Below are 21192 nucleotides of genomic sequence, written 5' to 3'. Positions count from 1 at the left end.
CATATTACACCAGTTCGGACATTTTTGTAGCCACCTTTTCAAACGCTTTGGTTACCATGGAGTCTTTATGTGTATCCAGAATAGAGGTGCCGGAATCCCCGCACTGTACCACATGCGGGTCAAATGGAATTCTACCGAGAAACTGTACACCCATCGCCTGGGCGGTGTTCTCTCCGCCGCCTGACCCGTACAGGTTTATTGTTTTGCCGCAGTGTGGGCACTCAAAACCGCTCATATTCTCTATTAAACCAAAAATCTCCATTTTAACTGTTTTACAGAAATTAATCGATTTTCTGACGTCGGCCAAGGAAACTTCCTGTGGGGTGGTAACAATAATTGCTCTGGCATCTTTAATTGTCTGGGCGATTGTCAATGGTTCATCACCTGTTCCCGGGGGTGAATCAATAATTAAAAAATCAAGTTCGCCCCACTCCACATCACCGATAAACTGTTTGATTGCAGAATACTTAATCGGACCGCGCCAGATGATGGCATCGTCTTTGCTGGCGGTAAGAGATTCAATGGACACCGCCTTTAAATTTTCCGAGTAACTCATCGGATTTAACTTCCGGTTCTGATTAAGATCCAGCATACCTTGCAGTCCCAGCATCCTGGGTACATCAGGGCCATGCAAATCAACATCCATAATGCCGACTTTTTTCCCCTTTTTGGAAAGCGCGATGGCGAGGTTTACCGAAGTGCTTGTCTTGCCTACACCTCCTTTCCCGCTCAGCACAATGAATTTATTTTTAATTTTTTTTAATGAATCGTTTACCGCAGCATCCTGGGCTGCCTGCGCATTTTTCTGCTTGGTTGCAGCATCTACACTATCATGAATTTCTGTCATTATAATTATCTCCTGATTTATTATTGCCTGACGGCTATTTATGTTTAGCGATTGAATCGCGTTGAAATATAGGGATTAATATTTTGAAACATTACGGCCCATGTTGTTGAAAAATGAGCCCCTTTAATTTCTAACCGTGAGCTTTTGGGTCTCAAACCCATGGGCAAATATAACTATACCCAGTGTCCTTCAACATTGGCTTCCCCTGTAGCCTCTAACTCCCCGTTTTTATATTGCAAAACAGCATCGGAAACACTTCCCTGTGCACCGGTAAAAATTTTTACACCGGCGCTTTGCAGTACCTTAAACGCCTTTGGGCCGCAATTGCCGGTAACGAGCACATCGGCCTTATTGTCGATTATTGTTTTACCAGCCTGTATCCCGGCGCCCTGCGGAAGATTGAGGTTCTGGCTGTTTTCAACCGTCTCATACTTCATTGTTTCAGAATTAACAATAATAAAATACGCCGCCCTTCCAAAACGAGGATCCATATTTGCATCCAGGTCTTTGCCTGTTGATGTAACCGCTATTCTCATTTCTTTAACCTCCTATAGAAAACATTTAATATAAATTACATGCTATTTTTTCTTTATAATACGGTAAAAATCCTTATGATTGCACAAGGGACAATTTTCAGGTCTTCCTGTTCCCCGTGGTTCTTCCCATTTGTTATTGCAGTGTTTGCATATGAAAATTCTAGTTTCATCTATGATTCGGTACTTTCCGCCTTGAATACGAATCGCTTTTCCATTAATCAAGGCATCTGCCACTGTTTTCCTTGCTCTTCGAACGATCCTGCCAAAGGTGGCCCTTGACACTCCCATGTTATTGGCCGCCTCTTCATAAGGCATGTCCATTAGATCTGAAAGCCGCAGCGCTTCGTATTCGTCTATGGTGATCTGAACCTCGGAAAGATCGACCATGGGTATGCCTCTGGGCTTGAAATAGCTGATATCAGGATTATAAGCCACCATCCGGCTTTTCTGAGGACGGGCCATTTAAAAACTCCTTTATGAGAATATGCTCAGAACACGTAAAATAAATACGATCTGTTACCTTGTCAAGAAATTAATATAAATACCAAATTATGCTTGCAACTAGCCTGTCACAGCTATACTATATATTTGTATTACTTCTAATTTCCAGACAGACCCTTATTTCCCAAACGGGTCTGCTGGAGCCAAACGAAAATCAAAGATCTTATTTGGCGCTTCACTTATATTTTCACAACTGGTTTAATTTTAAGGCTCTATAAGGAGGTAATAGATGTCGTACCATACCATTCTTGTCAACCAGGAAAAATACATCGGAATCATCACTTTCAATCGTCCGGATGAACTAAACACATTCAGTTCTGAAATGGCTAATGAGTTGAATCAGGCGTTAATCCAGCTTGATAACGATAAAAATATCAGAGTCGTTATCATTAAAGGTGCGGGCAAGGCTTTTTGTGCAGGCATTGATGTATCTGAATTTTTTGGAAAATCCCATGGGGAATACAAGTATTGGGTGGGACTTATGGAACAAATGGCCTCTACTATTTCCAGCATGAAAAAACCCGTCATTGCATCTGCCCATGGATTTGCAGTCGCCAATGGCGCCGGTGTGATCGCAGCCAGCGATCTTGCTGTGATTGCCGAAGGGACAAAAATTGGAACCACCGCAATTAACGTTGGACTGTTTTGCATGGGGCCGGCCGTTCCGCTTTCCAGATCTCTTGGCAGGAAACGGGCCCTTGAAATGCTCCTTACCGGAGACCTGATAGATTCAGATGATGCAGAAAAATGGGGCCTGGTTAATAAAGTGGTACCTGCAAACCAACTTGAACAAGCAACCATGTCTTTGGCAAACAAACTGGTTCAAAAAAGTCCCCTGGCACTGCAGATGGGAAAACAGGCGTTTTACCAGACCGCAGATATGGAGTTCGACAAAGCGCTGCAATATTCCAATGAAATGTTTGCGTCTCTCTGTATTACCGAAGATGCCAAAGAAGGCATAGATGCTTTCCTCAATAAGCGAACACCGGTTTGGAAGGAAAAATAGATAGGGGTATAGGAGGCATTTTTTAGCAGTTCTTGTAAGCCCCAAGCAATCAAATGTGGCTTTTAATACATTAACTTCTTAAGATAAGTTGCAGCTTTTTTTATCTCATTCTCGCTGAACACGACGATATCATTTTTCTCCAGCAATGCGGTTGTCACACCCGGACCCGGTCTTTGCGATCCTGAAAAACTTCCGTCATAGATGCGGGTTTTTCCGCACGAAGGGCTTCCGTCCTTCATAACGGCCAGCTTTATTTTCATCTTCTTTACAATCTTTAATGCTTCCCTTGCTCCCTTAATAAAATTTTCTGTTATATCTTGACCATTGATATTAAACACCTGGCTGGCATTTATTAAGACATCCGTTCCTGTCCCTTTAATAATTTCAGCCGGTGGTCTGGGCACAGGAAGATTCCCTGCAACTTCAGGACAAATAGGCACGATCAGGCCATCATCCTTCCATTTATTTATTATTTTGCTTTTGCCAGGCACACTCGCACCGTCATATCTGACGCGCTCTCCAACCAGACATGCGCTTACCAGCACCTTAACCATATCTTCTCTTTTTGAAATGCCGTGATCTCAAACCGCTTAAAATATTACCCGTTAATTACTTTTTTAAAAAAGGCTTACTAAAAACCTTCCAGTATATGACCAGATTGACCGTGATCACGAAAATACCTAAGATGATCTGTATCTCTCTTGTAAGTCCTGCAGGGTAAATCACAGGTATGATATATTTCTCAACAAACCCTCCCGGATAGCCTGCCTCTCCTCCTTTTAGCCGAAACCAGTTTTCCAGTGGTGTCAATGGACAGATCCATCCGGCAAATTCTATGAGTACGCCCCAACCGGCGGCCGGGATATGGACCCAAACGACCTTGCGCCACCAAATTGCCAGGATTCCCCCCATCAATACAAATAAGATAAAAATAAGGTGAAGGAGAACAACGATGTCGGCCATTAAACAATATGACATTTTTATCCATATTATAAATAATGATCAATTGAATTTGCATAGTATGATAAAATGTCCAGCATGTCGGGATCAGCCTTATACAATCCGTCAGTTTCCATAATAACATGTCTTATTCTCAACATGTTTAACGCAGTCACTATGGTTTGAACCCGGCTGGTGGTGGAAAGGAAAACCGGCGCGTTTTTGGCTTGCATTCCATCAATGATACGATTTGCCTGTGCTTCCACATCAAATGCACTTAATAACTTATCGGGGAATTTGACAAACACTGCCGCTACCAAAGCCACCGGTACCACCGGTATAACGTTTTTAACGGAAGTCATGATGTGCCCGGATATTTTTTCAACTTCCAAAAAACGTTCTTTCCGTTTCATTTTGCTGAAATCGATATCATTGATACGACAATATTCCCGCGCTGAAATACGTTTACTGAAGTTCACGCTGGCGTATCCAAAACGCTGCCACCTGCTGAGGGAAATAAAAACAATGCTCCGCCAGACAAAGCGAAAAGTTGTTTTTATGATAAACCATCTGCTGCGTTTCTGGGCATCGGGATTTAGCATGCGCAACAGACTCCTGTCCTCAAGGGTTCTGTCGTAGTTAATCCCAACAGGAATGAAAATGATATCACGATCGGTTCCGGGTTGAAAGCTTCGCAGCATATAGTCAATAAAACCGAGCTTTGCCGGTCGCAGTCGCCCGTCACGACTCAGCCCGCCTTCGAGAAAAACCGCCTGGCAAACCCCTTCTTTAGTGGCCATATGGATATACCGCTCCAATACCAGGCGATACAAGCGGTTGCCGGATTTTCGGCGAACAAAAAACGCACCCATAGACCTGATCAAGGCTTGCAACGGCCAGACCTTTGCCCACTCCCCCACTGCATAGGAAAGTGTCGTTTTCTCAGCAGCCAGAAATGCCACCAGTATATAATCCATATTGCTGCGATGATTCATCACAAACACAACGGTTGAATCCGGATCAATATTGGCAAATTGTTCATTATCGATAAGCCCTATATGGACATGGTAAAGCAGGTGCGCAATTTTTTTTGCCAGCCAGTAGCCGATTCGAAAGTACAGGTATGCGTTAAACGACGGTACGATCTCCTTTGCATACCTCATTACTTTAGCCTGTATAACTTCACGAGGTATACCTTGTTCCTGTGCTTTTATTTGTATGGCTTCAATCACCATGGGGTCGTAAATCAGACGATCGATTAAAACCCGTCTTTTGGTCAGCTGGAAGGGCTTGATATCTATTTCAAGGCGCTTGCTTATTTCATCTATTACACGATTGACCCGCCGTCGTAAAAACCAGCGAGTGCTGGGAATTAGCACTCTGTCCAGAATCGCCAAAATTGTAATTGCAATCAGTAATAGAAATATCCATATTGATATGGTGATCTGTCCGGTCATATCATTTCGCCCTTCGGCCTTTATGGGTCAATGGTTATGAATTTTTGCTACGAAGATACCTAACTGTTTGACATTACGCTCTTAATTCAGAACGCATGATTTTTTCAAGGTGAAGTCTTTGCTTCTCAAAATTGTCACTATTTTCCGATGGATCAAATTTAAGCATTTCTCCAAAACAAAGGGTCACTTTTGCAAAAGGCTTGGGAAGAAAAAATTTATCCCAACTGTTCAAATACCAAGCTCTGTTGGCAGAAGCATAAAAAGGAACAACCACCGCACCCGTTCCATGAGCAAGGCGAATTGCTCCTGGTTTTACTTTTCCTGCAGGCCCTCTTGGCCCATCAACGATATGGGCTGCAAGTCCGAACTTTTTCAATCTGCTTATCATATCATGCAGTGCTTCGCTGCCACCCTTTGAAGAAGAACCCCTAACAGGATACCAACCGGTTCTTTGGGCAACTCCGGCAATAATTTCTCCATCTTTGCTTCTGCTTATCATCAGGCTGGGATGGTATTTTTGATACTTTTTAAAATAACGAATAGCGGAGAAAAACTGCTGATGCCATGTACAAATTAAAACTTTGCCACCGTTTTCAAGGTATTCAATCCAGTCTTTTTCGTTTACAATCTTGAGTTTAAATGTCCAGCTATAAATACGTATCAACCTGTAAAGCAAGGCCAATACCGGTTTGGATGTTATCGCGTATCCTATTTTTCTAAACATCGTTTTATTCCCTGCTTCGGGCTCCAAAGGGGCAACAAAAAAAGTATATTTCCTATTTTGTATAACCGGTTTATTCCATAAGTCAATAATATTTTCAGGCAGTTGCTTAATCCATCATTAAGTTGTAAATCAAGTTTTGCACCCCTGATGCCTGTCACTGTCAATACGCTAAGGGGTAAAAATAACATTTTTAAAGCAAAATTATATTCTTTTAATTGTAACCGGCACCCGGTGGCTCATACAATATGATCAGGCGTAGACAAGGTATAACTTATTGAATTGAGTAAAGGATAAAGCATCAACCCTATATTTATTGATTAGCGCCGCCTTCCGAAACGTCGATAGTATATTTCGCTGTACTAATTTATGTTTTTCCCTTGCCGTCTATGGCTTTGGCTAAACAAAAGGGTGCGAAACTTGAAACAGATCTTTTTAAACATGGGCAAAAAAAACGCCCCGCTGAAGCAGGGCGTTTTATACAACAAAAATAGTTAATAAACTAAATCACCAATCACACGGCAAGATACAACTAAAACGAAAGCCTTATTCCACCATAGACGCCGTCATCATCCCAATCTACATCTACCGGTTCATCAAACTCGATATCTATTTTACGGTATCCGGCAAAAGCGGTCGCCCAGTTATTAATATGAAAATTAAATGTGGTGCTAAATTCAACATATCTTTCAGTCTCACGGAAAGAGAGTATCTCCGGTGCTCCCGAAATACTTGCGGATATACTGATTGGCAAACGGGTTGTATTTTTGCGAAAGTCATAATCCGCAAGAAACTGCAAACAAAAAGCGCCGACTTCAAAATCTCTATCCCTGCGATTGATATTTATTTCTACTTCGCCTAATACCCCCCTGAAACCTAAACCCAGGCTCAATCCGGGTACAAAAACCTCATCCTTTACCGCCATGTGTGCATTGGTGAACCAGTAGTCATCATCACTGTATAAAAACCCTGCACCTAATACTAAAGGAGTGTTGTATGGATTAAGCTGGGTATCCACCCATCCCTCTAATTCCGACTCCCCAATATTAACCCCGATACTTGTATTTGCCGCCTGAATTATTCCGGGAAAAATAAAAACTGATAGAATGACTGCAAGTGCTATTTTCCTGACATTCATTGGTTTACCTCCTTAATTGACATTTTGATATTCTATACTAAATAAGTGAAAAAAACCGCACTATCCTGTTTTCCCCTTTCAGTCCATGGATAAAGTGCGGATTGAACGTATCATGATTGATTTTTAGTACGGTCTGATACGGAATTCGCAGGGCAATCAGAATAAATGCATCTTACACATTCATTTCTTTTAATGGTCATTCCAAATACTGAAAAGGACAATAAATAGATCACCAGCAAATCAGGGTAGAACCACATCCAGTAGATAGGAAAAAATATTAAAAATAAAGGCGCCATGATCGATACCCCCTTTTCAAACAGATTTAGAGGACCCGGCCTTTCCTTGAAATATTTTGTGACTCCCCAAAAAAACATACACTTAACAGCCTTTTCACTATGAATATAATGCGGGCAATGACTGCAAAAAAATCGATATATAATCATCATGATAAAGACCAATAAAGCGATATAACATCCGAACAGCACAATCGAGACTTTGAACATCGCTATGCAGGCCGTAATAATGGGCACTAACAAAACCAGATTCCAGTAAATATAATCACTAAATTTGTGCTGTTTTTTTAATGGTATTTCAGACGCATTCATTTTTTTGAGCCGAATATTAGGAAGGTAACCTTAGCAAAAAACGTTCCAGATAATAAAACCTGTTAATATTTTATGATTTCAATTTGTTATAGAGTTTTGTTGTTTATTGGATTAAAAAATGTCTCATTTAGTGCAAATAACGGATATATTTATGTACAACCAAGCCGGGTTATATCACTTCAAACTGATTGAGCTTAATATTTTTTCTTGCTTTTTTCGGGTTAAAAATCCTTCCATTCATTGCAATATAAACCCCATCAGGTAGCAGTTGAACAGCGGTAATGGCACATGCAATGTTAAACACGGCATCCGTCATCCTGAACTTTGCCGGCTGCATGGCCCCAGTAAGGACGATGACTTTATCGGATATATTACAAAGGGTTTTTGCCGTCAAAATCATGGTATCAGTGCCATGGGTGACGATGAAATGCTTATGCGGATCTGATCTGATTTTTTCATAAATCAGTTCGCGATCCTCGTCCGTCATATCCAGGCTGTCTTTTCGCATGAGAGGCGTGACTTGGTAATCGAGGGTGAGATTCGCCTGTTGCAAGACTTCGACGATTTGAGGATCTCCGACCTGAAATTCACTCTTATCATCAAAGTAAATCTTGTCAATCGTTCCGCCGGTTGTAATAATTTTAATTTTCAAGTTATTTTATACCTTTTTGTCCGTAACCAGCCGGGAAAAATGTTCGAAAGATCGGTCATAGGACCGTTCGGCATCGTCGGGAAAACAGCAGGCCGGAAGTTCTCTCATCTTCAGGTGATAGCTGATGCATTCACAGCAGATTCCTTTGCGTGAACACGGCTCATAGCTGCAGTTACACGACATAAGATTCTGTTCTTTATTGCATTCCATTTATTTTCTCCTATTTCAAATTTTTAGTATTCTCTGAGGGCAACCTTGATGAGCTTGCAGAAAACTTCATCGATGGCTAAGTAGAAAGCTATAACCAAGGCCCAGTGGTTTTCCAGCGATGAGGCAGCAATACATGCAGTATACCGAGTGTCTAAAAAACCACTGCAATGCAGTAGATGGGACTTTTTACGACGCCATCAATCTTAACTCCAGGATTTGATACTGTAATCCTTGGGAAGATGGGCGGTGCCTTTGACACATGGAATACCGGTCTCTTTATTTACTTTATCAATGATTTCATCGATATTTTCACAAAATCCACCATTTTCTAAAACCCAGCCATTGCCCGTATTCTCAGCAAAGGTACAGGTACAAAAATGAATGGCCTCAGCCCCTTTGGCCTTTAAAATTTTACATAAATCAATTGCATTATCACCTGGACACCGGCAGGTAAAAACACCCGCCGGCACACAATCCTGGTAAATTGCAAACCCTTGTTTTTTTTCCGTTAAGCATTTAAAGCAGTTGGTTAAAGGACATCTATCCATGTTTTTTTCACAACGTATAATGGCGACTCTTTTCATTTTTCGATTCCACCTTTTGTTTGCCGGATTCTTTTATCCGCAATTTAAACGGTTAAAAAAAGGAAGTCAACAATAACGAGTTTATAACAATTCTCTTTAAAATATCTCGTCTTAAATAAAAAAATCCTCTCCTTATGCCGGAGAGGATTTAGTATACAATGGTTTAGCTTTATTTATACATCAGCTTTTTATCCATCTTATAGGTCCAGGGAAGTCCCTCAAGACGCCAGCCACCTGCCCAGCGCTGTCCATAAAAGCTGCTGTCTTTGTTCTTGTTCTTTCCACCTTCAAAACCACCCATTATGTTAAATACTTTCTTTTCGGAAAACCCTGCCTTGACCGCCTCATTGCATGCACTACAGCTTCTGCTTCCGCTCCGGCAAAAGATGATCAGTGTGTCGGTTTTTGGATTAAATCGGGACAGAAGGTCTTTGCCGAAATTTGGATTTTTTACATTTACATATCCTTTTTTCCCGATTTTGGTGGAAAAAAATTGCAGCGGGACATTATAAGCCCCCTTGGCGTGCCCGATAAATTGATATTCAGGCCTGGTTCTGCAATCAACCAAGAAAGTGTTTTTTGGATTTTTCTTTACCATTTCAAATGCTTCGGCAGGAGTAATATCACCGCCGAGGTGATCCTTCTTGACCTTGTAACTGTATCCTGCAAATGCAAGGGAAGAGATAACAAATACCATTGCCAGAGAAAAAATAAGTGTTCTGTTAATCTTTATCATTTTTTACCTCCTTATATTCAAAAAAATAGTTTCTAACCCTCTATGTGTTTGTCAGCTGTACCTGATACATTCCCCATCAATGACATTCAGTTTAAGTGAAAATCCGTGTCCTTTTGTCACCATCTTTTAGCGCTATTGCTCCACCTCCTTTACCGGTTTTGGAATATTTCTTTCAGGTACGATGACCCCTGAGTTGGCCTTTATTTCCCATTTTTTCATACCATTTTTACCTAAAAAAAGTAAAGCATTCCCATGACAATTGTTGCATTTTTCATTCTGGGGAGTTTTACGCTGAATATTATGCGGGGCAGTCAGTTTCCACGTGGGAAGTGCGTCAAAATCGCTCAGCCCGTTTTTCACATAAAAATCGAACAGCCCTGGAATGACCGGCGGATGACGCAATACCACATATTTATAAGGCCTGTCCTTTGTTTTATTCGGATTTAGTCCTATTTTCAGAAGCATTTCACTCTTTTTATTTTTGAAATATGCCAGTCCCTTTTTGTCTGTCCCCACATGGCAACCATAGCAATTTTTATATGCCTGAGAATGACATACCTGGCAGGCCACCTTTTCCCTATGCACCTGGTGTGACGCTGTCTTTGGTTTTTCCGATGCAACCTCCTGGTGACACGTCAGGCAACTGGGCCGCTGCGGAAGATCGAGTCTGGTATTTACCTTACCGGCGTCGGCATGCATCTCTTCTGCTTTATGGCAGTCCATGCATGTCATTTCCTCCTGGTCATAATGAACATCTGCCTCATAGTCATCGTTAGCCCCCGTATATTCACCGTGTACACGTCCGCCGTGACAACTTGCACAGGTAGTGTCCATGGGCGGCTTTTTTGCAAAATAATGTCTGTTCAGCAAACCGCCTTTGGTATAATCCGGACGGCTGACGTGACACTGTCCGCAACTTGAATGGCATTTTTGGCAGTGTTTTTCTTTGGCCTGACAAACTTTCTCCACCACCTTTTTCTCCTTTTTGTTGGCCCTGGCCTTAATCACCCGTCCAAAAGGCGCCAGGGTATAATGGAGGCTGTTTTTGGCCGTAGCAACGATTTCTTGGTGGCAGTCGCCACAAACCCTGTCCGCATCAGTAAGTGTCGGATCTTTTATGATTCCCTTGTGTGCCGTTTGCCAGTTGGAATCTTTAGGGTCCCCTCCGTGGCATTCCTCGCATGCTATCTGCCCGTGCTCGGTCTCTAAAAAGGAAGGCTTTACGTAAACCTTTTCATATAGCTCCAACGGAGCCAGCGCCCCACCTCACCCTTCACCGGATGTTTCCGCCGATTCATCCTGCTTTGGCCTCATCTTTTCAATCTTCCAACACAATCTCATCAGATTCTTTAAATGGGTATGACAGCCAATACATTTGCTTTCACTTTCATTTCCCTTCTCAACACCCATGGAAGGAGCCGTGGCAAGAATCAATAAAACTGATAAAACAATAACCGTGGCAAGCATGTATGTTTTGCTTTCTTTCATCTTTATAACCTCATGGGTAACTAATCGTGTCGTTAAAAGTCTTACTACAGCAGAATGCAGTAAACAGGATAAGCCCCATCCTCATTTAGCTTCTGCTAAATATGGCCTGATATGCAATGAGTGTCCGTCGGTTACCATAGTAACCGCACCATTGATAGCAGTTTGAAATATTTTAGCCCCCAGCTCTGCATATCTTTTTAACACAGATGGGTGGGGAAAATGAAACCTGTTTTTCCAGCCGGATGATATAATAATGTATTCAGGGCCAACTTGATCAAGAAACAGTCGGCTGCTTGAAGATCGGCTCCCATGGTGGGGCGCAATCAATACGGTGCTGGCCAGTTTTTCTCCGGCCAGGGCAACAAGTTCTCCTTCCGCTCTCTTCATTATGTCACCCGGTATAAGAAAAGAATGATTTCTCAAACTGGCCTTTATTACCAGGGAATTATTATTCGATCCGCGCCACTTATCTTGTTTAACCTTATCGAGAAAATTTCTTTCAGGATATAAAATTTCAATCGTTGCATCATTTATTTTACAGGTTCGAGGCATATCTTTGAACACAGGCATATTGATGTTCTCTTGTTTAATAATCTTCATCAATTTCTTGTATCCAACGGTGTTTCTTTTCTCATCATTGGTCCATATATTTTTTACCTTAAAGTGCCGGGCAATATAGATCAGTCCGTTCAAATGATCACTGTTTGGATGGGATAAAACAAGTGTATCAACGGTTTTAATTTTTTTTCGCCATAAAAACGGTGCAATCACTCTTGCTCCCATATCAAAAACCGAGTTATCATAAAATCCTCCGCCATCTGCAAGAATGCAATACCCTCCAGGTAATTCCATCAGGCTTGAACTCCCCTGCCCCACATCTATGACGGTGACTTTAAGATCTCTGTTTAAAAATCTCAGGTTCAGCCAGTAGCAGATATCTCCCAACATTACGAGTAAAACAACCGCCATAACAACCCTGGCAGTTTTTTCAGTAAAATCTTTTGTTTTGATTTCTGATGCTTCAGGTCGCGGCGTTTTTAAGTTTAACAACGCCCACATCATCATATAGTAACAGCATATCTCAACATACGATGGGGTTACCGTCTTTACTGACGCAAAAGGCAGGTGGGAAAATAAATTCACCAGGCTTACCGCCTTGGACAGCACTGCACCGCTGATATACAGACCCCACGATGCAAGTGCGCCACTGACAGGATATAGAAACACGGAAAACAAGCCCGCAGGAACAACAATAAAACCAATCAGGGGGACAATTAGAAAATTGGTAAACACACCGATTAAGGACACCTGGTTAAAATAAAACATCACCAGAGGAAGCGTACCCATAATGGCAAAAAAAGAAACCAGAAAAAATGAAACCAACCTTTTCATTGCCCTGGTAAACAGGCTTTTGGTTTGTCCATCTAAAAGCAGCCCCTGCCATTTATACACTTTTGAAAAACCGTATATGATTGAAAGTACAGCACAAAAAGAAAGTTGAAAGGAAATGGAGAAAACAGTGGGTGGATGGATAATCAGTATCAGCATGGCGGCCAACGCCAGAGTATTCATCAGGTCATGTTCCTTCTCAAATAAAAATGTCATCAGGAAAACCCCAACCATGATAACTGCCCTTGACGTGGACGGGGCCATCCCGGAAAGAAGGCCATATGCAAGTACCGGTAAAAAAGATAAAATGGCCGCCCCTTTTTTTATCCAGGCATTAAACAGTAGCACCTTAAAATTCGACAGCACCCATGAGAAAAAGATAAAAGCCACACTTGCGACAATCCCGATATGAAGCCCCGAAATAGCGAGGATGTGCCCAACTCCGGATCGATTAAATGCATCACGAAGATCCGGAGGAATTTGCTGTCTCTGTCCGACTAACAGTGCTTTTAAAATTCCATTATGATTTCCTCCCCCTTTTGTTTCAATAAAGGTTGAAATCCGCAAACGCGCATCGCTTATTGTCCGCCGAATCCCTTTGTTCCGGCTTTGGCTTATCACGGTGACCTTTTTTGCCCGGGCATAAGAACTTCCAAATACGTTTTTAAATGCCATGTATCTCTTATAATCAAACCCTCCGGGATTATTAAAATTCCTGATCGATTTGATTTTTGCGGTAAAACAAATCCTGTCTCCCCAAGAAAGCACCGGTTCATCTCCGGCCACGGTCACGCGGATCTTCCCTGTAACAAAAAGCTTCTTATTTTTCCCCTCAAGGATTTCAGCTTTTAAAATAAATTTTTGTCTGTGCTTAATTTTTTCCACAGGTTGATTTATGGTGCCGACAATTTTCCACTTGGTTGAATCGGTAAAATAAATGATATGATTTGAAGGGAAACGGGGTGAAGTCCAGGGTTGGATTAAAAGGTATCCCAATACAAAAAAAAAGATGAGGGGTAATACAAAGTCTTTTTTAACCAACGACTTTGAAATAATGCTGACCAATATTAATCCACCTGTTATGGCAACAAGCAGATATGCCCACACCTTGTAACCCGGTATGGCGGCTCCCAAAACGATGCCGGATATCATGGGTATTAAAAGAGGTATAATCGGACGGGAGTATACCTTGTCAATCATCCCTTAACCCGTTTAACTGCTGCACCCAGTTGGGCAAATTTTTTTTCAATGGACTGATACCCACGATCCAGGTGATACACCCGGTTCACTTCTGTTTTTCCCTGGGCAACCAGGCCGGCCAGGATCAATGAAGCGCTGGCGCGAAGATCTGAAGCCATGACCGGGGCACCTGATAGTTTTTTAACTCCCTGCACCACTGCACTGTTTCCCGACACCTGTATTTGAGCCCCCATACGCCTGAGTTCGCTTACATGGATAAAACGATTCTCAAAAATCGTTTCAGAAATAATACTAAAGCCCTGGGCAACAGACATGAGTACCATGAACTGAGCCTGCATATCTGTTGGAAAACCCGGATATGGAAGGGTTTTCACATCCACACTTTTGATTTTATCCGGCCCCTTAACCCGTATGTGATTGCCGTCAACAGTCACCTCTGCGCCCGTAAGACTTAATTTATGAACAACCGCTTCAAGGTGATCATACCGGCAACCTGTAAGTGTGACATCGCCACCGGTTAAAGCCGATGCGACCATGAATGTTCCGGCTTCTATGCGGTCCGGAATAATGGAAACCGATACAGGCTTAAGTGAAGAAACCCCCTGTATGGTCATTTCCGATGTACCTGCCCCCATAATATCCGCCCCCATTTTGTTTAAAACATCGGCAAGTGCAATAATTTCAGGTTCACGTGCGGCATTGCGAAGGACTGTAACACCGTCTGCCAATACAGCGGCCATCATAAGGTTTTCCGTCCCGGTTACCGTCGATATATCAAAATAAATTGAATTCCCTTTAAGGGAATCGACTTCAGCCTTAATGTATCCATGTTCCACTTCAACTGAGGCACCCAATCGGGCCAAGGCCTTTAAGTGTAAATTAATTGGCCTTGCGCCGATGGCACATCCTCCGGGTAAAGACACCCTGGCCTGTTTAAGTCGTGCAAGCAGCGGACCCAGCACCAGGATGGAGGCACGCATCTTCCTTACCAGGTCGTACGAGGCCTCGGGATTATTAAGACCGCTTGCATCTATTCTGACAGTATCTTTTTCTCTTTCCACCTTTGCGCCAAGGTTCTCCAGAAGCATCAGGGTGCTTTCTATATCTTTCAGATCAGGTATATTGCTATAGGTGTTCCATCCATCTGCAAGCAGCGAAGACACGAGTATGGGAAGTGCCGCATTTTTGGCACCACTGATTTCAACTTCTCCTTTAAGAGAATGACCGCCCTCTATGATTATTTTATCCATATTAACCTCATGGGAATGAATGCATTCATGTTGTCATGCAATTTGCCGGCTCGAGTCAGCGACAGTCTATTCTTGCATTATAGCAGTTGTCATAAATTTTCATGTCCAACTGTGTTCAACGAAGCATGAAACTTAAGGTTCGACCGGAGGATCGCCTATGGGCCCGTTACCGGACGTAACAAATGAGATCGGTATGTGACACGCCCCCTATCTTCTCAGTTAAATCGATACAGGCAGAGACGATCAACGCCGCCGTGGGATTCTGTCCCCTGGGGCTGGCTCAAATCTAATTGAAGCGAGATAGCTGCCGTACCTTCATTTTTAAATAAGATTGTTATGTCTGGTAACGGGCCCATAGGCGATCCCCCGGTCGAACCGAGCTAAGATTGAAAAACGACATTTTGTTTCTAATGAACATACCCGTTTTAAATGAGTATTCAAAAAAAAAACGCTTCCCCATATTTGATAGTATGAAGGAAGCGCTTTTGTTGTATTCAATTGCTAAATTCTAGTGGCTATGACCACCTTTTCCTTTATAGGTATCCCAGACAGCCTTAATAATGCAATATGTCATGCCAATTCCGATGATGTTCAGCGCATACCACAGCCCACCGTGAAACACTAAATGGCCGGCATCCCATACCCATTCAAAACTAATATATGGAAACATAGTTCATCCTCCTAAAATATTACGCCTGGGCAGGCTGTATTTCCGGCTCCGGCGCTCCGGCAGCCTCTTCTTCAGCACCTGCAGACTCTTCAGCTTCAGGTTCTTTTACCTGAGCAGCCGGCGGCGGTTCAATTGGATTAAGCTCAGTTTCCTGCGGAAATATCGGCAGGTAACGATAAGAAATCATGATTAAAATAATTCCGTATGCCACCGGCAAAAGTGTGGTTGCCACTTCCTGCCAGCTTGGGAAATACATGTTCCAACCAACAAACGGCATGACCGGCACAGCAAGCACCTGCAGAACCATTACCCAGCGGTTCAGACTCACTCCGATCACAGCCAAAATAACTGCAACCCATAGTAAAGAAGAAGTCTTACGTCCCTTATCCGTAATAAGAATAAGCGCAGGCAGCACTCCGCAAATACCGACTTCAAGAATCAGTATCCAAATTCCGTATAACGGATTGTTGGAGTAAAAATCCATTAAAGAAAAGCCCTTGGATGGGGCGGTAACAACAGCCCAGTACCAGGTATCTGCAATCTTTGCCACGCTGTAGGTAAGGAGCATCCAGCCGGAGATCTTTGCCAACAGCTCTATCACATTATTTTTTACCAGCTTTTTCTTGGTAATAGCCTCGGTAATTTTGGTAATAAGTATGGTAAAGCAGGGACCGCATGCCGCTGCAGACCAGGTGAACAGGAAAAACGTCCAGGGCCAGACCAGGACCCCTTCCCGAAATCCAAACGGACGTCCAAATAGCACACCGGCAACCCCACCCAAAGACCCTTGATGAAAAAAGGAAAGAAATGCACCGGTGGCGGCAAATACGGCCATAATTTCGTGCATGTTGTGGGTCAGATTGTGAAAGAAAGGCACCTTATCGATCTGGCGGTTTTCCAGAACCAGGGGAAGATATTCAATACACAGGACTCCGAAATAACAGGTCAGGCAAAATGCCACTTCGGTCAACATTGAATGGACGTTGGCATGCCAGAAAATAAACCATCCCCGCAAAGGCTGTCCGATGTCGATGGCAAGAATTAACAGAGCCGAACTGTAGCAGATGAACCCGATCAGCACGGCATAGTTGATAATATTCTTCAACTCATCTTTTCCCACAATATACCTTAAAAACCCGGTAAAGAAAGCACCCCCGCCAAGCGCAATAACCGCAAGATCCGCCCAGATCCATATGGCAAACCCGTAAGCATTATTCATATTGGTCTGGTTCAGGCCCTTCATCCAGCAAAGCAGCATGGCAAAAACGCCCCACAACAATACGACCCCAACGATGATGATCGCTAAAATAAATTGCCATGGGGGACAGCGTTTAACTCCCTTTGGGATTAATGCAGAATCCATAAAATCGGTGCTCCTGAATAAATTTGGTTAATGTTTTATTTTCTGTACTCACCAAACAACGGTTGTGTTTTACTTTGCTTCGTTCTTGATATAATTGTCTCCGGATCGTCTCACCCACTCCCGGCTTGAAAGATAATAGACCTTGGGATTCGTCCCCAGTCGCTCAAGAAGCCTGAACGCCTTGGGATTTCTTGGTTTTCCGCCTTTTTTATGGTCCGGTTCAACCATTTGAGTCACCGCATGCTTCGGATTATTCAAATCACCGAAGGTGATGGCACCGGCCGGACACGCCTGGGTACAAGCGGTTTGATATTCATCTTCTTCGAGCTCTTTTCGGCCTTCATAATGCGCCTTATCCATTGCCAGCTGATATCGATGGAAACAGAAACTGCACTTTTCCACCACCCCACGCATACGAACGGAAACATTGGGGCTTAATGATTTTTCCATCCCATCAGGCCAGACAGGATCCCACCAGTTAAAAAGCCGGACATGGTACGGACATGCAGCCATGCAATACCGGCAACCGAAACAGCGGGTATAAATCTGGCTGACAATCCCTGTTTCAGTGCTGTAATCCGTTGCGGTTGCTGGGCAGACGGAAACACAGGGGCTGTGACCATGTTCACCTTCACAGTGCATGCACGGTCTGGGGAGATAACAAATTTCAGTATCAGGAAAAGGTTTACCGTTTGTTAACTTATAAACACGCATCCATGCGATGGAAAGAAGTTTATCTGATTCATCTTCACGAAACGGTACATTGTTTTCCGCCATGCACGCCACCATGCAGGAGCCACATCCTGTACATTTGTCCAGATCAATGACCATTCCATACTTTTTAGCTTTTTCTTGTTTCATCGGGACCTCTTTGGATTGACGATTTTCAGGCTTTGACAAGCTTTGCATTAATTCCCCAAACGGCATCATGACCGGTGGATGAATCTTCCACCGAACCCATCAGCTGGTTAATATTTATACCCTTGCCTGCCAGAAATTTATCATAGGCTGTATGGCCCAGCCCGCTGGGCATGGCCACTAGACCAGGCATAATTCCATCAAAAAGATGCACTTTTACTTTCGCACTTCCTTTCGGAGTGGTTAATTTTGCATATCGTCCTTCGGATAAACCGAGTTTCCCGGCAGTAGCCGGGTTGATTTCCACCAAAATATCTTTGCCTTTAAGAATCGTATCTTCAACGGTCTTAATCACAAAAGGCGGATCACCGATAAAACCGCCTGCAAGTCTCATGGAATCATACGGTATAAGTACAAGGGGAAAGGAGGCCTCATCCCCTTGAGGCTTAACCGGGGCATAACGGGACAGCGAATCTATGTCATTACTGGTAAACTCAAACCGGGTCGAAGCTGTTTCAAATCCTTTCTCCCACCCGGAAGCTGTATAGGCGGAATCCACCCAGTAACCGTTTTCAACCATCGTGTCCCACCTGTCGCCCAGCGTTTCCTTAAGGCAGGTTTCATAATTCTCCCAGGGAAATGCATCGGCAATAAACCCGCCCATGGCCTTTGCAAGTTGAATAATGACATCGCCTGTATATTTGGTGTTAAACTGGGGGTCTACCACCGGCCTTGAAAGGCCGATGATCGGCTTATTAAATCCGGCTGCCGCAGGCACATCCTCGTATCGCTCCAGATACATATGGTTCGGAAGGATAAAATCCGCCATTTGGGCGGTCTCGTCCATATAAGATGAGAAACTCACCACAAAGGGTATTTTTTCAAACGCCTTCTTTACCGACGATGTGTCCGGCATGGTATAGCCGGGATTGGATTCTGAAACAAACAGCACTTCAACAGGAGACACATCCACAGAATTTATGATTTCCGGTAACCGGTTAAGCAGGTATCTGGCATGGAGGTATTTCCCAGTCCCGGCGCTATCTGTTCGACCTTTTTGAATGCCCGTTGAAGCCACAGCGTCCATTTTCAGTTCAGGCCAGTTAATATAATTTGGTTCGGGAAGGGTCCACACACCCCCCTTTTTATTTATATTTCCCACCAGCGCATTTAAGGCATGGACGGCCATAAATTCTTTCACACTACCCGGTGTGCGCCCCTGGCCCCTGCCACAAATCGCCAAAGGTTTTGAGCTGCGTGCAAAATCTCTTGCCAGAGATACAATGACTGCCTGATCAATTCCGGTAACCTTGGTCACAATTTCAGGGCTGTATCCGTCAAGGATGCGCCGTTTCCATTTATCAAACCCGGCTGAAAAATTATTCACAAAACTTTTATTATAAAGGGTTTCTTTAATAATTACACTTGCAAGTCCCAGTGCCAGAGCCCCTTCCGTGCCAGGATTAATGGGAATCCATTTATCTGATTTAGCAGCCGTATTGGAAAGCCGGGGTTCAATCTGAACCACCTTGCCGCCTGCCTTTTTCCAGCCGCTGTTGGCCTTGAACATGCGCACAGGTGACCCCCATCCTTCAATGATACCGCTGCCAAAACTTAACACAAAGTCGGCATTTTCAACATCAAATCCGGGTATGCCCTGCACGCCCTGCATCATATGCAAGGTCAGCTCATAAGAGTCTAAAATGGAAGGTGTGCGGGTAAAATTTGCTGAACCGTATACAGTGAGAAACCGGCTTAAAAGCTCGGACATTGTCCCGCGATCCGTTCCTGAAATACAGGCAAGTTTGTGAGATGCGCCCTTAGATCTCAACTCGCCAAGTTTGCTGGAAATCTCAGCAATGGCGGAATCCCATGAAACCTCCCTAAACCTTCCGTTCACTTTTTTTAGTGGTGACCTAACTCGCATCGGCCCGTAAAGAAGCTGCGCACCTGACAAACCCAGGACACATATTCCACCTTCATTTACCGGATGTCCGTTCATGCCTTCAATTTTGACCACCCGGTCGTCAATTTTCCGAACCGTGATTCCGCAACCGCCGGGGCACAAATTGCAGGTGGAATTCACATAACTTGCCTCACCATCCGGTGGTACAGGTGTCCATGGCCATGCCTGTGTCCATATTGAAAGATCATCCGTCAGCTTCCAGGGCAATGGTGAAAGGGCTGTCCCCGCAGCACCGCCAATTACAAACGACAAAAAACTTCTTCTGCCTATTTTCATGGATTTTCCCCTAAACTTCAGTCAATCGTCTTTTATTAGTAGCCATTATTTATGACACACAAAACATGCATCCTTCTTAGTCTGAACGCTCGATGGTTTAACATTCATCTCTTTATGGCAATCGGCGCAATCGTTCATTTTCATCTTGTCCCATGGATTCTTTTTATAACCCAGCATATTCTTACCCCATATGTCCCGGCTGTAACCGGTAATACGATTCTCTTCATATGGTTTCAGGTTGGTCGATTCACCCACATGTCCATGACATTGCACACAATCTAATGCTGCTGTTTTCACATGTATCACGTGGGAAAAAAATACGCAGTCCGGCTGCTTGGAGTAAATCAGCCACGGAACCTCCCTTTGTTTTTCCACATACTCAGCGACAAATACAGCTTCATTTTCGCTTTCGCCCTGAACCTCTTCGTGGCAATCCATACATTGTGCAAGCTTCGGAACACCGGAATAACTGCCATCCTCACGGAAAAAATGGCAGCTTTCGCAACCGTCTTCCACAAGGTCCATGTGAATCTCATGGTTAAAATCGATGGGCTGATTTTTCTTGGAGTAAAGGAGTTTGGGAAAGATTATCCATCCGACAATTAGGCTTGCAATAAGCCCTATGATAAAAAACAGGATGATAAATCCACCAGAAGCATTTTCCGCACTGCTTTCTTCCTTTGCCGGAGAAGACGTTTCAGTAACCTCTTTGGTTTGATCATCTAGTGTGCTCATTGAAACTCCGTCATGCTGGGGTTTATAATTTTAAATTAAATGTCAGCTTGTTTACCTTGAGAGAC

At 43.4% G+C, this 21192-nt stretch carries 22 protein-coding genes; 1 reads left to right on the top strand and 21 read right to left on the bottom strand.

Annotated elements, in window-relative coordinates:
* Window positions 1–4: 4 nt before the first annotated feature.
* The 3 genes from SWH54_03475 to SWH54_03465 form a co-directional block, all read right to left on the bottom strand.
* Window positions 5–847: an Mrp/NBP35 family ATP-binding protein gene (locus SWH54_03475; GenBank protein ID MDY6790309.1), complete on the bottom strand. Its 843-nt coding sequence runs from the start codon at window positions 845–847 to the stop codon at window positions 5–7.
* 173 nt (window positions 848–1020) lie between these two features.
* Window positions 1021–1383: a NifB/NifX family molybdenum-iron cluster-binding protein gene (locus tag SWH54_03470; protein ID MDY6790308.1), complete on the bottom strand. Its 363-nt coding sequence runs from the start codon at window positions 1381–1383 to the stop codon at window positions 1021–1023.
* A 42-nt stretch (window positions 1384–1425) separates the two neighbouring features.
* The gene (locus tag SWH54_03465) at window positions 1426–1845 is read right to left on the bottom strand and encodes a DUF134 domain-containing protein (GenBank protein MDY6790307.1); all 420 of its coding nucleotides are present in this window, start codon (window positions 1843–1845) and stop codon (window positions 1426–1428) included.
* A gap of 268 nt (window positions 1846–2113) precedes the next feature.
* Here SWH54_03465 and SWH54_03460 point away from each other — a divergent pair, with 268 nt between their 5' ends.
* A complete protein-coding gene (locus SWH54_03460) occupies window positions 2114–2890 on the top strand; it encodes an enoyl-CoA hydratase-related protein (protein MDY6790306.1) in 777 nt (258 codons plus the stop codon).
* Window positions 2891–2952: 62 nt separating this feature from the next.
* Here SWH54_03460 and SWH54_03455 read toward each other — a convergent pair whose 3' ends face one another.
* The 18 genes from SWH54_03455 to qrcA all read right to left on the bottom strand — a co-directional run bounded on the left by SWH54_03455 (window position 2953) and on the right by qrcA (window position 21127).
* On the bottom strand, window positions 2953–3444 hold the full coding sequence (locus SWH54_03455) for a DUF523 domain-containing protein (protein MDY6790305.1): 492 nt from the start codon (window positions 3442–3444) through the stop codon (window positions 2953–2955).
* Window positions 3445–3499: 55 nt separating this feature from the next.
* Window positions 3500–3868 (bottom strand): DUF2784 domain-containing protein, encoded by a 369-nt coding sequence (locus SWH54_03450; protein MDY6790304.1) that lies wholly within the window; start codon window positions 3866–3868, stop codon window positions 3500–3502.
* An 11-nt stretch (window positions 3869–3879) separates the two neighbouring features.
* Entirely contained in the window at window positions 3880–5286 is a 1407-nt protein-coding gene (locus tag SWH54_03445; protein ID MDY6790303.1) for a 1-acyl-sn-glycerol-3-phosphate acyltransferase, read from the bottom strand.
* 73 nt (window positions 5287–5359) lie between these two features.
* On the bottom strand, window positions 5360–6010 hold the full coding sequence (locus tag SWH54_03440; protein MDY6790302.1) for a lysophospholipid acyltransferase family protein: 651 nt from the start codon (window positions 6008–6010) through the stop codon (window positions 5360–5362).
* A 529-nt stretch (window positions 6011–6539) separates the two neighbouring features.
* Window positions 6540–7145, bottom strand: a complete 606-nt coding sequence (locus SWH54_03435; GenBank protein ID MDY6790301.1) for a YfaZ family outer membrane protein — start codon at window positions 7143–7145, stop codon at window positions 6540–6542.
* Between the two features lie 774 nt (window positions 7146–7919).
* Complete coding sequence (locus tag SWH54_03430; GenBank protein ID MDY6790300.1) at window positions 7920–8402, bottom strand: asparaginase domain-containing protein; 483 nt, start codon at window positions 8400–8402, stop codon at window positions 7920–7922.
* A gap of 6 nt (window positions 8403–8408) precedes the next feature.
* Complete coding sequence (locus SWH54_03425; protein MDY6790299.1) at window positions 8409–8612, bottom strand: DUF6485 family protein; 204 nt, start codon at window positions 8610–8612, stop codon at window positions 8409–8411.
* Between the two features lie 203 nt (window positions 8613–8815).
* Window positions 8816–9196, bottom strand: coding sequence for a CGGC domain-containing protein (locus SWH54_03420; protein MDY6790298.1), 381 nt, complete (start codon window positions 9194–9196; stop codon window positions 8816–8818).
* 169 nt (window positions 9197–9365) lie between these two features.
* On the bottom strand, window positions 9366–9932 hold the full coding sequence (locus SWH54_03415; GenBank protein MDY6790297.1) for a rhodanese-like domain-containing protein: 567 nt from the start codon (window positions 9930–9932) through the stop codon (window positions 9366–9368).
* A gap of 132 nt (window positions 9933–10064) precedes the next feature.
* Complete coding sequence (locus tag SWH54_03410) at window positions 10065–11180, bottom strand: hypothetical protein (protein ID MDY6790296.1); 1116 nt, start codon at window positions 11178–11180, stop codon at window positions 10065–10067.
* A gap of 18 nt (window positions 11181–11198) precedes the next feature.
* Window positions 11199–11420: a hypothetical protein gene (locus SWH54_03405; GenBank protein ID MDY6790295.1), complete on the bottom strand. Its 222-nt coding sequence runs from the start codon at window positions 11418–11420 to the stop codon at window positions 11199–11201.
* Between the two features lie 81 nt (window positions 11421–11501).
* Window positions 11502–14009, bottom strand: coding sequence for a DNA internalization-related competence protein ComEC/Rec2 (locus SWH54_03400; protein MDY6790294.1), 2508 nt, complete (start codon window positions 14007–14009; stop codon window positions 11502–11504).
* Window positions 14006–15259, bottom strand: coding sequence for a UDP-N-acetylglucosamine 1-carboxyvinyltransferase (gene murA / locus SWH54_03395; GenBank protein ID MDY6790293.1), 1254 nt, complete (start codon window positions 15257–15259; stop codon window positions 14006–14008). The genes SWH54_03400 and murA overlap by 4 nt, the downstream gene beginning before the upstream one ends.
* Window positions 15260–15767: 508 nt before the next feature.
* Entirely contained in the window at window positions 15768–15929 is a 162-nt protein-coding gene (locus SWH54_03390) for a hypothetical protein (protein ID MDY6790292.1), read from the bottom strand.
* A gap of 19 nt (window positions 15930–15948) precedes the next feature.
* On the bottom strand, window positions 15949–17292 hold the full coding sequence (gene qrcD / locus SWH54_03385) for a menaquinone reductase integral membrane subunit QrcD (GenBank protein ID MDY6790291.1): 1344 nt from the start codon (window positions 17290–17292) through the stop codon (window positions 15949–15951).
* A gap of 69 nt (window positions 17293–17361) precedes the next feature.
* Entirely contained in the window at window positions 17362–18153 is a 792-nt protein-coding gene (gene qrcC, locus SWH54_03380) for a menaquinone reductase iron-sulfur cluster-binding subunit QrcC (protein ID MDY6790290.1), read from the bottom strand.
* A 25-nt stretch (window positions 18154–18178) separates the two neighbouring features.
* The gene (gene qrcB, locus SWH54_03375) at window positions 18179–20392 is read right to left on the bottom strand and encodes a menaquinone reductase molybdopterin-binding-like subunit QrcB (protein ID MDY6790289.1); all 2214 of its coding nucleotides are present in this window, start codon (window positions 20390–20392) and stop codon (window positions 18179–18181) included.
* Between the two features lie 45 nt (window positions 20393–20437).
* Window positions 20438–21127: a menaquinone reductase multiheme cytochrome c subunit QrcA gene (gene qrcA / locus SWH54_03370; protein MDY6790288.1), complete on the bottom strand. Its 690-nt coding sequence runs from the start codon at window positions 21125–21127 to the stop codon at window positions 20438–20440.
* Window positions 21128–21192: the final 65 nt, after the last annotated feature.

The organism is Thermodesulfobacteriota bacterium (genome assembly GCA_034189135.1).
GTDB lineage: Bacteria > Desulfobacterota > Desulfobacteria > Desulfobacterales > JAUWMJ01 > JAUWMJ01.
Note: the sequence above shows the minus strand (reverse complement) of the source record. Positions and strands in the feature narration are given on the sequence as shown.

What these genes read in the sequence shown, in the direction of transcription:
- SWH54_03475 (MDY6790309.1), bottom strand. Translation starts at nt 847, where the DNA reads ATGACAGAAATTCATGATAGTGTAGATGCTGCAACCAAGCAGAAAAAT.
- SWH54_03470 (MDY6790308.1), bottom strand. Translation starts at nt 1,383, where the DNA reads ATGAGAATAGCGGTTACATCAACAGGCAAAGACCTGGATGCAAATATG.
- SWH54_03465 (MDY6790307.1), bottom strand. Translation starts at nt 1,845, where the DNA reads ATGGCCCGTCCTCAGAAAAGCCGGATGGTGGCTTATAATCCTGATATC.
- SWH54_03460 (MDY6790306.1), top strand. Translation starts at nt 2,114, where the DNA reads ATGTCGTACCATACCATTCTTGTCAACCAGGAAAAATACATCGGAATC.
- SWH54_03455 (MDY6790305.1), bottom strand. Translation starts at nt 3,444, where the DNA reads ATGGTTAAGGTGCTGGTAAGCGCATGTCTGGTTGGAGAGCGCGTCAGA.
- SWH54_03450 (MDY6790304.1), bottom strand. Translation starts at nt 3,868, where the DNA reads ATGTCATATTGTTTAATGGCCGACATCGTTGTTCTCCTTCACCTTATT.
- SWH54_03445 (MDY6790303.1), bottom strand. Translation starts at nt 5,286, where the DNA reads ATGACCGGACAGATCACCATATCAATATGGATATTTCTATTACTGATT.
- SWH54_03440 (MDY6790302.1), bottom strand. Translation starts at nt 6,010, where the DNA reads ATGTTTAGAAAAATAGGATACGCGATAACATCCAAACCGGTATTGGCC.
- SWH54_03435 (MDY6790301.1), bottom strand. Translation starts at nt 7,145, where the DNA reads ATGAATGTCAGGAAAATAGCACTTGCAGTCATTCTATCAGTTTTTATT.
- SWH54_03425 (MDY6790299.1), bottom strand. Translation starts at nt 8,612, where the DNA reads ATGGAATGCAATAAAGAACAGAATCTTATGTCGTGTAACTGCAGCTAT.
- SWH54_03420 (MDY6790298.1), bottom strand. Translation starts at nt 9,196, where the DNA reads ATGAAAAGAGTCGCCATTATACGTTGTGAAAAAAACATGGATAGATGT.
- SWH54_03415 (MDY6790297.1), bottom strand. Translation starts at nt 9,932, where the DNA reads ATGATAAAGATTAACAGAACACTTATTTTTTCTCTGGCAATGGTATTT.
- SWH54_03405 (MDY6790295.1), bottom strand. Translation starts at nt 11,420, where the DNA reads ATGAAAGAAAGCAAAACATACATGCTTGCCACGGTTATTGTTTTATCA.
- SWH54_03400 (MDY6790294.1), bottom strand. Translation starts at nt 14,009, where the DNA reads ATGATTGACAAGGTATACTCCCGTCCGATTATACCTCTTTTAATACCC.
- murA (MDY6790293.1), bottom strand. Translation starts at nt 15,259, where the DNA reads ATGGATAAAATAATCATAGAGGGCGGTCATTCTCTTAAAGGAGAAGTT.
- SWH54_03390 (MDY6790292.1), bottom strand. Translation starts at nt 15,929, where the DNA reads ATGTTTCCATATATTAGTTTTGAATGGGTATGGGATGCCGGCCATTTA.
- qrcD (MDY6790291.1), bottom strand. Translation starts at nt 17,292, where the DNA reads ATGGATTCTGCATTAATCCCAAAGGGAGTTAAACGCTGTCCCCCATGG.
- qrcC (MDY6790290.1), bottom strand. Translation starts at nt 18,153, where the DNA reads ATGAAACAAGAAAAAGCTAAAAAGTATGGAATGGTCATTGATCTGGAC.
- qrcB (MDY6790289.1), bottom strand. Translation starts at nt 20,392, where the DNA reads ATGAAAATAGGCAGAAGAAGTTTTTTGTCGTTTGTAATTGGCGGTGCT.
- qrcA (MDY6790288.1), bottom strand. Translation starts at nt 21,127, where the DNA reads ATGAGCACACTAGATGATCAAACCAAAGAGGTTACTGAAACGTCTTCT.